We start from the raw sequence: 12,626 nt of genomic DNA, 5'->3' as shown, positions 1-12,626 counted from the left end.
CGCCCCGCGAACACCACCGACCCACCCAACAACTCCGCAGCCATCCCCACCCACTGCGACCCCTGCCCCGGAAACACCAACACCGTGCGACCCGACGAGACGCCGTCGCCCCGCACCAGCCCCGGCACCGACCGGCCCTCGGCCAGCGCCCTGACCCCGTCGAGCAGCTGCTCCGGGCCGGTGCCCACGATCACGGCCCGCCGTTCGAAGGCCGTACGCGTGAGGGCGAGGGCGCGGCCGGTCCCGCCGGCCCGCAGGGGTCCGGGGCGGGTGCCCAGGTGCGTCAGCAGCCGGGACGCCTGCTCCCGCAGCGCCTCCTCGGTGCGCCCGGACAGCACCCAGGGGAGCGGGTGCGCGTCCGTACCCGCCGCGGTCGCGGCTTCGGCCGCCGGTTCGGCCTCCTCCGCCGGGGCCTGTTCCAGAATCAGGTGCGCATTGGTGCCGCTGACGCCGAAGGCGGACACCCCGGCGCGGCGCGGACGGCCCCGGTCATCCCAGACGCGGGCCTCGGAGAGCAGTTCCACGGCGCCCGACGACCAGTCCACCATCGGTGTCGGCCGGTCAGCGTGCAGGGTCCGGGGCAGTTCGCCGTGCGCCATGGCCAGCACCATCTTGATGACGCCGCCCACCCCCGCCGCCGCCGAGGTGTGGCCGATGTTCGACTTCAGCGAGCCCAGCCACAGGGGCTGCCGAGCCGGCCGGTCCTGGCCGTACGTCGCCAGCAGCGCCTGCGCCTCGATGGGGTCGCCGAGGGTGGTGCCGGTGCCGTGCGCCTCCACCACGTCCACCTCGGACGCCGTCAGGCCCGCGTCCGCGAGCGCCGCCCGGATGACCCGCTGCTGCGACGGTCCGCTGGGGGCGGTCAGGCCGTTGCTGGCGCCGTCCTGGTTGGTGGCCGAACCGCGGACCACGGCCAGCACCGGGTGCCCGTTGCGCCGGGCGTCCGACAGCCGCTCCAGCAGCAGGACGCCGACGCCCTCGGACCAGCCGGTGCCGTCCGCACCGGCGCCGAACGCCTTGCAGCGGCCGTCGGCCGACAGCGCGCGCTGCCGGCTGAACGCCACGAACGCGTCGGGGGTCGCCATCACCGACACCCCGCCGGCCAGGGCCAGCGTGCAGTCGCCCGCCCGCAGCGCCCGGATCGCCAGGTGCAGGGCGACCAGCGAGGACGAGCAGGCCGTGTCGACGGTCACCGCGGGCCCTTCGAGGCCCAGGGTGTAGGCGATCCGGCCGGAGACCACGCTGCTCGCGGTGCCGGTGTCCAGCAGGCCCTGGACGTCGGGGAGGTGGCGGGAGCCGGCGCCGTAGCCGTTGCCGATCGCCCCGAGGAAGACGCCGGTGCCGGTGCGCCGCAGCGCGCGGGGGTCGATGGCGGCCCGCTCGACGGCCTCCCAGGCGGTCTCCAGCACCAGCCGCTGCTGGGGGTCCGTGGCCAGGGCTTCGCGCGGCGAGATCCCGAAGAACTCGGCGTCGAACTCGGCGGCGTCGTGCAGGAAGCCGCCGTGCCGGGTGTAGGAGGTGCCGGGCCGCTCGGGGTCCGGGTCGTAGAGGCCGTCCAGGTCCCAGCCGCGGTTGACCGGCCAGCCGGACACCGCGTCGGCGCCGCGGCTCACCAGGTCCCACAGCAGTTCGGGCGTGTGGGCGCCGCCGGGGTAGCGGCAGGCCATCGAGACGATGGCGATCGGTTCGTGGCGGGCCTGCTCGGCCTCGCGCAGCTGCCTCCGGGCGTCACCGAGGTCCGCGGTGGCGCGCCTGAGGTAGTCGAGCAGCTTCTTGTCGTCGGACATCGGGTCCAGCTCTCTCTCAGGCGTTTCCGAAGTTGTTGTCGAGCAGGGCGAACAGTTCGTCCGCCGTGGCGGTCGCGGTGTCCTCCGCGGGTGCGGACGGTGGCGCCCCGCCGTCCGGGGCGGCTCCGCGCCGGCCCCAGCCGCGCAGCAGCGCGTCCAGTCGTTCGCCGACCCCGTCGGTGTCGGCCGCTCCGGGCGGCACGGCCGCGAGGAGCACGGCCAGCCGGTCCAGTTCGGCCAGCAGCGGCGAGGGCGGTGCGGGCGCGGCGGAGAGCTCCGCATCCAGGTGTGCGGCGAGTGCGTCGGGCGTCGGGTGGTCGAAGACGACCGTCGGCGGTACGGGCAGCCCGGTCGCCTCGACCAGCACGTTCCGGAACCGCACCGCGAGCATCGAGTCGAAGCCGACCTCGGAGAAGGAGCGCTCCGCGCGCACCGGACCGGTGCCGGGATGGCCCAGGACCGCGGCAGCGTGCCGGATGACCAGGTCGAGTACGGCCTGACGGCGGGCCTGCCGGTCCAGCGGGGCCAGCCGGGCGGCCAGGAGGACGGCGGGGGTGTCCTCGTCATCGCCCGCGGCCGCGCCGGACTCGACGGGCTCGACGGGCTCGACGGGCTCCGTTTGGGTACGGGGGACCGCGGCGGCCGTCCGGCCGGGGGTGGGCAGCCAGTACCGGTCGCGCTGGAAGGGGTAGGTGGGCAGCAGGAAGGGTGCGGCGTCCGGGTCGGCGGTTCCCGTCCAGGGCGTCCAGTCCACCGGGCCGCCGCCGCTCGCCCACGCCTCGGTCAGGGAGTCCAGCAGGCGGTCCCGGCCGCCGTCGCCGCGGCGCAGCGTGCCGACCGCCGCCACCTCCCGGCCGGCGTCGCCGGCCACCGCCTCGATCCCGGCGAGCAGCACCGGATGCGGGCCGACCTCGACGAACAGGGTGTGGCCCGCGTCCACCAGGGTGCGGGTCGCGCCGACGAAGTCGACCGGCTCGCGCAGGTTGCGGTACCAGTAGGCGGCGTCGAGCGATTCCCCGGCGACCGGTTCGCCGGTCACCGTCGAGTAGAGCGGGACGGCCGAGGCCCGCGGGCGGATCCCGGCGAGGGCTTCGCGCAGTTCGTCCTCGATCTCGGCGACCTGGGCCGAGTGCGCCGCGTAGTCCACCGGGATCGCCCGGGCCCGTACGCCTTCCCGCTCGCAGGCTTCGAGCAGGGCGGCCAGCTCCTGCGGCTCTCCGGCGACGACCACGGCCCCGGGGCCGTTGACCGCGGCCACGCACACGCGTCCGCCGTCGGGCAGCAGGCGGGCGGTCCGCTCGGCGGAGGCGGCGACGGACACCATGCCGCCGCGCCCGGCCAGCCGCAGCAGCGCCCGGCTGCGCCGTGCCACCACGAGGGCCGCGTCGTCGAGCGAGAGCGCTCCGGCGACGCAGGCGGCGGCGATCTCGCCCTGGCTGTGCCCGACGACGGCGTCGGGGGTGACCCCGGTGGCCCGCCAGTGCGCGGCGAGCGCCACCATCACGGCGAACAGCACCGGCTGGACGACGTCCACGCGGTCGAGCGAGGGTGCGCCGGGCGCGCCGCGGAGCACCTCGGTCAGGGACCAGTCGGTGTGCGGGGCGAGGGCGCGTTCGCAGGCGGCGATCGTGGCGGCGAACGCCTCGGAGGCGTCGAGCGCCGCCACGGCCATCCCGTCCCACTGCGCGCCCTGGCCGGGGAAGACGAAGGCGGTACGGCCGCCGCGCGCCCGGTCCTGTACGGCGTGGGGCGCGGGTTCACCGACGGCGAGGGCGTCCAGCCAGCCGAGGAGCGCGTCGCGGTCGCGGCCGGTGGCGGCGGCCCGGAACGGCAGGGCGGGGCGGGTGGTGGCGAGCGCGCGGGCCGCTCCGGCGGCGTCCCGGCCGCCGTCGGCGCGCAGGTGCTCGGCCAGCCGGCGGGCCTGGCGGCGCAGGGCCGCGGGGGTCATGGCGGACAGCAGCCACGGCACGGTTTCCGCGGTGGCCCCCGTGGCTTCGGTGTCCGCGACGTCTCCGGACCGTTCGCCGGGCGCGCCTTCGGCCGGCGGGGCGCTGTCGGCAGGGGCTTCCTCCAGGACGGCGTGCGCGTTGGTGCCGCTCATGCCGAAGGCGGAGACCCCGGCCCGGCGCGGCAGGTCCCCGTCCGGGGCGTCCCAGGGGCGGGCCTGCGCGAGCAGCCGGACCGCGCCGGCCGACCAGTCGACCCGGCTCGACGCCTCCTGGGCGTGCAGGGTGCGGGGCAGGACGCCGTGGCGGAGGGCGAGGACGGTCTTGATGACTCCGGCGACCCCGGCGGCGGCCTGGGTGTGCCCGATGTTCGACTTCAGCGACCCCAGCCACACCGGCCGCCCCTCGGGCCGGTCCTGGCCGTACGTGGCCAGCAGGGCCTGGGCCTCGATGGGGTCGCCGAGTACGGTGCCGGTGCCGTGGGCCTCGACCAGGTCGATGTCGGTACCGGCCAGTCCGGCGGTGGCGAGCGCGGCCTTGATGACCCGCTGCTGTGCGAGGCCGCTGGGGGCGGTCAGGCCGTTGCTGGCGCCGTCCTGGTTGACCGCGGTGCCGCGGACGAGGGCGAGGACCGGGTGCCCGAGGCGGCGCGCGTCGGAGAGGCGTTCCACGAGCAGCACGCCCACGCCCTCGCCCCAGCCGGTGCCGTTCGCGCCTTCGGCGAAGGAGCGGCAGCGGCCGTCGGGCGAGAGCCCCTGCTGACGGCTGAACTCGACGAAGACGTCCGGGCTCGCCATCACCGCGGCGCCGCCGACCAGCGCGAACGAGCAGTCCCCGGCGCGCAGCGCCTGCCCGGCCAGGTGCAGGGCGACCAGCGAGGACGAGCAGGCCGTCTCGACGGTCACGGCGGGGCCGCCGAGTCCGAGGGTGTAGGAGATGCGGCCGGACGCGACGCTGGTGACGGTGCCGCTGAGCAGGTGCCCCTCGACCTCGTCGGACGGATTCTGCGGGCCGGTTCCGTAGCCCTGGGTCGCGACGCCGACGTAGACGCCGCCCTCGCTGCCGCGTACCGACGCGGGGTCGAGTCCGGCCCGCTCCAGCGCCTCCCAACTGGTCTCCAGCAGCAGCCGCTGCTGCGGGTCCATGGCGAGGGCTTCGCGCGGCGAGACGCCGAAGAACTCCGCATCGAACTCGGCCGCCCCGTCCAGGAATCCGCCGCCGGTGGTGTAGAAGGTCCCGGGGTGCAGGGGGTCGGGGTCGTAGAGGGTCTCCAGCGACCAGCCGCGGTCGGCGGGCAGCGCGGCGACCGCGTCCACCCCGTCGTCCACCAACCGCCACAGGTCCTCGGGCGAGCGGACGCCGCCGGGGAAGCGGCAGGCCATCGAGACGATGGCCAGCGGCTCGTCGTCCGCCGCGGGCCCGGCCGGGCCGCCGACGGCCGCGGCTTCGGCTTCGGCTTCGGTGTCGCCGCCGCTCAGTCCGTCGAAGAGGTGCGCGGCGAGGGCGGCTGCCGTCGGGTGATCGAAGACGGAGGTGAGGGCGAGCGGCAGGCCGGTGACCTCGACCAGTCGGTTGCGGAGTTCGACGGCGGTGAGCGAGTCGAAGCCCGCCTCCCGGAAAGGGCGTTCGGCCGCGAACTCGCCCGCCGACTCGTGGCCCAGCACCGCCGCCGCCTCGCTGCGGACCAGTTCCGTCAGCAGCTTGCGGCCCTCCGGGCCGGACAGCCGCTCCAGCCGCTGCCGCCACGACGGGTCGCCGGCCGTACCGGCTCCGGCGGGGGCGTCCGCGGCGGGGCCGCCGTCCGACGGCGGCGCGGCGGCCGGCAGTCCGCGCAGCAGCGCACTGGCGCGCACGGATCCGAAGGGAGGGGCGAAGCGGCTCCAGTCGACCTCGGCGACCACCGCTTCGGTCTCGTCCAGGTCCAGCGCCAGCCCGAGCGCGGCGAGGGCCGCCGCGGGGTCCATCGGCACCAGGCCGTGACGGCGCAGGCCGTCCCCGGTGGCGCCGTCGGCCATGCCCGCGCCGGACCAGGGGCCCCAGGCCACCGAGGCCGCCGTCAGGCCGCGGCCGCGGCGCGCCACGGCCAGGCCGTCCAGGTAGGCGTTGGCCGCCGCGTACGCGCCCTGGCCGCCGCTGCCCCAGGTGGCCGAGATCGAGGAGAACAGCACGAACGCGTCGAGTGCGACGCCCTCGAACAGGGCGTCCAGGTGCGCCGCACCCCGCGCCTTGGCCGCCGTGTCCGCGGCCAGCTCCTCCGGGGTGCAGTCGGCGAGCGGGGTGTCGGAGGTCAGTCCCGCGGTGTGCACCACGGCCCGTACGGTGTCGTCCTCGGCGCGCAGTCGCGCCAGGACCCCTTCCAGTGCGGTCCGGTCGGCGACGTCGCAGGCCAGTACGGTGCTCCGGGCCCCGAGCTCCGCCAGCGCGGCGACGAGGGCGTCGGCTCCCGGCGCCTCGGGCCCGCGCCGGCTCAGCAGTACGAGGTGCTCCGCGCCGCGCTCCGCCAACCAGCGCGCCACCTGGGCGCCGAGGCCTCCGGTGCCGCCGGTGACGAGGACCGTGCCGCGCGGGGTCCACGGTGCGGGCCCGGGCGCCGCGGGTCCCGGTGCGGGGACGAGGCGGCGGCCCAGGAGTCCCGGTGCGCGGACGGCCACCTGGTCCTCGCCGTCGTGTCCGGCCAGCACCGCACACAGCCCTTCCAGCGCGGGTCCGTCCAGCAGGTCCGGCAGGTCGACCAGGCCGCCCCAGCGCCGCGGGTGCTCCAGCGCCGCGACCCGGCCCAGGCCCCACACCTGGGCCTGCTCGGGGCGGACCGGTGTGGTGCCGTCGGCCGCCACCGCACCGCGGGTGGCGCACCACAGGGGTGCGTCGATGCCGCTTTCGCCCAGGGCCTGGAGCAGCAGCAGGGTCCCGGTCAGGCAGGCGTCGAGCGTGCGCAGCCGCGGATGGGGTCCCTCGGCCAGGCCCAGCAGCGACAGGACGCCTTCCAGGGCGCCGAACTCCGGGAGAAGTGCGGCCAGTTCCGTCCGTTCGACGGTGGCCCCGACCCGGATCACGACCACGTCGGCGCCGTGTCCGGCGAGGGCCTGTTCGCAGGCGAGCACGGTGTCCTCGGCGCCGGGTCCGTCCGGGGTGACGAGCAGCCAGCGGCCGGAGAGCCGGGTCTCGGCGGGCGGGGTGAGCGGCTGCCACGCGATGCGGTAGCGCTGCGGTCCGGCCGGGGCCGCGGTCGCCCGGCGGGAGCGCCAGGCTGCGGGGGCCGGGTCGAGGGCGGCTTCCGGCCAGAAGCGCCTGCGCTGGAAGGCGTAGGTGGGCAGGTCGACCCGGCGTACGTCGGTGCCGCTCCAGCCCGCCGACCAGTCCACCGGTACGCCGTGCAGGTGCAGCGAGGCGAGTGCGGTGCGGACCGCGTCGGTCTCGGCCCGGCCGTCGCGCAGCAGCGGCACCGTCCGGTGGGCACCGGAGGCGGAAGCGGAAGCGGAGGCGGAACCAGTACCGGTGCCGGCTTCTTCGGGACCGACTTCGGGACCGGCTTCGGGGTCGGCGAGGCAGGTGTGCAACATGCCGGACAGCACGCCGCCGGGGCCGAGTTCGAGGAACGTCGTCGCACCCTCGGCCCGCAACCGGCGGGCCCCCGCCAGGAAGCGGACGGTGTCCCGTACGTGGCGCACCCAGTGGTCCGGGGAGCGGAGTTCGGCGGCCGTGGCCGTCCGGCCGGTCAGGTTGGAGACGATCTCGATGCCGGGCGCGTGGTAGGTCAGCGACTCGGCCACGTCCCGGAACGCGTCGAGCATCCCGTCCATCCGGGCGGAGTGGAAGGCGTGGCTCACGCTGAGGCGCCGGGTGCGCCGGCCGCGGGAGCGGAACGCCCCGGCCAGCCGCCGTACCGCGTCCTCGTCGCCGGACAGGACCACGGAGGAGGGCCCGTTGACGGCGGCGACGTCCACCGCGCCCCGCTCCGGGTCCTGCCCGGCGCAGACCGCGAGGCCGTCGTGCAGGGCCTGGCGCACTTCCTCCTCGGTGGCCTCCACGGCCACCATCGCCCCGCCCGCGGGCAGCGCGTCCATCAGCCGGCCCCGGGCCGCGACCAGCGCGCAGGCGTCGGCGAGGTCCAGGACGCCCGCGGCGTGGGCGGCGGCGAGTTCGCCGATGGAGTGCCCCATCAGCAGGTCGGGCCGCACGCCCCAGTGCCGTACGAGCCGGAACAGCGCCGTTTCCAGGGCGAACAGCGCGGGCTGGGTGTACCGGGTGCGGTCGAGCAGCTCCGCCCCGGGGGTTCCGGGCGCGGCGAACAGGATGTCACGCAGGGGCAGGTCGAGGTGCGGGTCGAGCCCGGTCAGCACCTCGTCGAGGGCGTCGGCGAACACCGGGTCGTCGCGGTAGAGCCCGGCGCCGGCCCCGGCCCGCTGGCTGCCCTGTCCCGGGAAGAGGAAGGCGGTCCGGCCGGAGTGACCGGCGCCGCCGGTGAGCAGCCGGCCCGCCGTGGTGCCCCGCGCGAGGGCGGTCAGCGAGCGCCGGACGGACGCCCGGTCCTGCCCCAGGACGGCGGCCCGGTGTTCGAGCGGGGCGCGTCCGGTGGCCAGCGAGTAGGCGACGTCGGCCAGTTCGAGGTCCGGGTCGGCGTCGAGCCGGCCCACCAGCCGGTCCGCCTGCGCCCGCAGCGCCTCCGGCGTCCTGGCCGACAGCAGCAGCGGCACGGGCGGGCCGGTCCTGCGGGCGGTGGGCGTGGTCGCGGTGACCGCGGCGACGGCCGCGGTGGCAGTGGCACCGTGGGTGCCGGTCTGGTCCGGAGTGCCGGTGTCGGCCGGGTCCGGGGCAGGCACGACCGCGATGACGGGCGCCTGCTCGATGATCGCGTGCGCGTTGGTCCCGCTGATGCCGAACGACGACACGCCCGCCCGGCGCGGGCCCCCGGTCCGCGGCCACGGGGTGTGCCCGGTGAGCAGCCGGATCGCGCCGCCGGACCAGTCGACGTGCGGGTTCGGCGCATCCGCGTGGAGGGTGCCCGGGAGTTCGCCGTGGCGGATGGCCAGCACCATCTTCATCACCCCGGCCACCCCGGCCGCGGCCTGGGTGTGCCCGATGTTCGACTTCACCGAGCCGAGCCACAGCGGCCGGTCCGCGGGGCGGTCGGGCCCGTGGACGGCTTGGAGGGCCTGCGCTTCGATGGGGTCGCCGAGCCGGGTCCCGGTGCCGTGTGCTTCGACCGCGTCGATCTGGTCGGCGCTCAGCGCGGCGTCGGCCAGCGCGGCCCGGATGACCTGCTGTTGGGAAGGTCCGTTGGGGGCGGTGAGCCCGTTGCTGGCGCCGTCCTGGTTCACGGCGGTGCCGCTGATCAGCGCGAGGACGGGGTGGCCGTGGCGCAGGGCATCGCTGTGGCGCTCCAGCAGCAGGACGCCGGCGCCCTCGCCCCAGCCGGTGCCGTCCGCCTCGGCGGAGAACGCCTTGCAGCGTCCGTCGGCGGCGAGTCCGCGCTGACGGCTGAACTCCACGAAGAGCTTCGGTGTGCTCATCACCGTCACCCCGCCCGCGAGGGCCTGCTCGCAGTCGCCGCGGCGCAGGGCCTGGACGGCCAGGTGCAGCGCCACCAGGGACGACGAGCACGCGGTGTCCACGGTGAGCGAGGGCCCCTGGAGGCCGAGGACGTAGGAGAGCCGTCCGGACAGCACGCTGGCCGTGTTGCCGGTCAGCAGGTGGCCTTCGGAGACGCCCTCGGCGCCCTCCAGCAGGGCGGAGTAGTCCTGGCCGTTGGTGCCGATGTAGACCCCGACCTGGCGGTGCTTCAGCGCGGTCGGGTCCTGTCCGGCGCGCTCGACAGCCTCCCAGGCGGTCTCCAGGAGCAGCCGCTGCTGCGGGTCCATGGCCAGGGCTTCGCGGGGCGAGATGCCGAAGAACTCGGCGTCGAACTCGGGGACGTCGTGCAGGAAACCGCCCTGCCTGCTGTACGTGGTGCCGGCCCGGTCGGGGTCCGGGTCGTACAGGCCCTCGGTGTCCCAACCACGGTTCGAGGGCCAGTCGCCGACGGCGTCGGTGCCTTCGGACAGCAGCTGCCAGAAGTCCTCGGGCCGGGTGACCCCGCCGGGGAAGCGGCACCCCATGCCGACGATCGCGATCGGCTCGCTGCGGCCGGTCTCCGCGGTGCGGTGCGCCCCGGTCGCGACGGGAGCGGCGGTCTCCTCCGGCACGTCCGGGAGGCCGAGTTCGGCGAGCAGCCGGTCGGCGAGGGCCGACGGGGTGGGGTGGTCGAAGAGGACGGTGGCGGGCAGGGCGAGTCCGGTGGCGGTGGCGAGCCGGTTGCGCAGTTCCACGGCGGTCAGCGAGTCGAAGCCGAGTGCGGAGAACGCCTTGGCGGGCTGGACCGTGCCCACGTCGGGGTGGCGCAGGACCGCCGCGGCGTGGGCGCGTACCAGCTCGGTGAGGGTCCGGACCCGGTCCTCGTGGCGGGGCAGTGCGGCGACCTGCTGCCGCAGGGCGTCGGCGCCGTGGGCTCCGTCGGCGGAGCCGCCCTCCCGGGCCGGCGGTGCGTCGGTGTCGGGGGCGGACGGGGCCGCGGCCGGGTCCGGCAGCGCGTCCAGCAGGGCGGTGGAGCGCAGCCCCATGCCCGCGGTGAAGCGCCGCCAGTCGATGTCGGCGACCACCACCAGCGCGTCGTCCTCGGCGAGGGCCCGGCCGATCGCGGTGACGGCCGTTTCGGGTTCCATCACCGGCATGCCGAAGTCCCGCAGCCGCGCGGCGACGTCGTCCGCGAGCATGCCCGGCCCGGCCCAGGCGCCCCAGGCCACGGAGGTGCCGGGCAGTCCGGCGGCCCGGCGGGCGACGACGAGCGCGTCCACGGCGGCGTTGGCGGCGGCGTAGTTGCCCTGCCCGGCGTTGCCCAGGACGCCCATCACGGACGAGAACACCACGAAGGCCGACAGGCTCAGGCCCGCGGTGGCCTCGTGCAGGTTCCGCGCGGCGGTCAGTTTGGCGCGCAGCACCACGGCGAGCCGGGCCGGGTCGAGGGCGTCGAGCACGCCGTCGTCCAGGACGCCCGCCGCGTGGATGACGGCGGACAGCGGGTACTGCGCCGGGATGGCGTCGATCAGCGCCGCCAGGGCGGCCGGGTCGGCGACATCGCAGGCGGCGAAGTCCACCTCGGCGCCCAGTGCCGTCAGTTCCGCCCGCAGGGCGTCCGTACCGGGTGCGTCGGCGCCGCGGCGGCTGACCAGCAGCAGCCGCTCCGCGCCCTGGCCCGCGAGCCAGCGCGCCGTGTGTGAGCCGACGCCACCGGTGCCGCCGGTCACGAGGACCGTGCCCTGCCACTTCGGACCGGGCCGCCCCGGGACGGCCGGGCCGTCCGCACGGCCTTCCGACGGCGCGGCGAGAGGGACAGCGGAGAGGGCGGGGCGCAGGCGCCGTCCGTGGATGCCGGTGGACCTCACCGCCACCTGTTCCTCGTCGGCCACGGCTCCCGCGAGCACCGCGCACAGGCGGCGGGCGGCGCGCGCGTCCAGCGCCTCGGGCAGGTCGACCAGGCCGCCCCGGCGGTGCGGGTGTTCCAGGGCCGCGGTCCGGCCCAGGGCCGCGGACGCGGCCTGCCCGACGGATCCGGGCCGCTCCGCGCCGCCCAGGACCGCCGTTCCGGTGGTCAGCGTCCAGAGGCGGGCGTCGATGCCCGCGTCCTCCAGTGCCTGGGCCAGCGCGAGGGTCAGCGCCGCGCCGCCGGGGAGGTCGGGGTGCTGGGGGTGGGTGCGCTCCTCCCAGGACAGCAGCGACAGCACTCCGGCGATCGGCTGTCCCCCGACGGCATCCGTGAGCAGCACGGCCAGTTCCCCGCGGGTGGTGCCCGGACCGGCGACGACGCACGTAATCAGGTCGGCTCCGGCATCGCGGAGCGCGTCGAGGACAGCCGCCGCGGCATCGCTCTCGGGGCGCAGGGCGAGCCAGCGGCCGGCGAGTCCGTCCGCCGGGGCGACCGACAGGGGCGTCCAGGTGACGCGGTAGCGCCAGGATTCGGCCCGCCGTTCACGGGTCCGGGCGGAGCGCCAGGCGGCCAGGGCGGGCAGCACCTCGTCCAGGGCGTCACGGCCGACGCCCAGGATCTCGGCGAGCCGGGCCGGGTCCTGCCCTTCCAGGTCGTCCCAGCGGTCCTCGACGGCCGGAGCCGGTACGGGGGCGGGGGCCGTCAGCCAGTAGCGGCTGCGCTGGAAGGCGTACGTCGGCAGCTCGACCCGCCGCGCGCCCGGGAACGCCCCCGACCAGTCCACGCCCACACCGCGCTCCCAAGCCCGGCCCACCGCACGCAGCACCTGGTCGAGGCCACCCTCACCACGACGCAGGGTCCCCAGCACCGCGGCATCCACACCCGCGGCCTCCACCGACTCCCCCACGGCCACGCCCAGCACCGGGTGGGCGCTGGCCTCGATGAAGACGCGGTGCCCGCTGTCCAGCAGCGAGCGGGTAGCCTCCTCGAACTCCACCGTCTGCCGCAGGTTGCGGTACCAGTACTCGGCATCCAGGGCCCTCGTGTCCAGCAGGCCACCGGTCACGCTCGAATGGAACGGCACCGTGCCCGAGCGCGGCACGACCCCCTCCAGCTCCGCGAGCAACCGCTCACGGATCTCCTCCACATGAAAGGAGTGCGAGGCGTAGTCGACCTCGATCAGACGCGCCCGCACCCCCTCAGCCACGAACCCGTCCACCAGTTCCGCGACCGCGTCCGCGTCACCCGAAACCACCGTCGACGAGGGTCCGTTGACGGCAGCCACCGACAGACGACCAGCCCAAACGGCGATCCGCTCCCGTACCGCATCCACCGGCAACGGCACCGACGCCATCCCACCCCGACCCGCCAACACCCCCACCGCACGCGAACGCAGCGCCACCACCCGAGCCCCGTCCTCCAGGCTCAAACCAC

General features: G+C 76.4%; 2 protein-coding genes. Both read right to left on the bottom strand.

Features of this window, described 5'->3' with window-relative positions; translation table 11 throughout:
* A partial coding sequence (locus ACFW22_RS34830) for a type I polyketide synthase (protein WP_386412559.1) occupies positions 1-1,787 on the bottom strand: 1,787 nt, incomplete at its 3' end.
* A gap of 16 nt (positions 1,788-1,803) precedes the next feature.
* A partial coding sequence (locus ACFW22_RS34825) for an SDR family NAD(P)-dependent oxidoreductase (protein ID WP_386412557.1) occupies positions 1,804-12,626 on the bottom strand: 10,823 nt, incomplete at its 5' end.

The sequence above is a fragment of the Streptomyces sp. NPDC058872 genome (assembly GCF_042743065.1).
In the GTDB taxonomy this organism is placed as follows: domain Bacteria; phylum Actinomycetota; class Actinomycetes; order Streptomycetales; family Streptomycetaceae; genus Streptomyces.
Note: the sequence above shows the minus strand (reverse complement) of the source record. Positions and strands in the feature narration are given on the sequence as shown.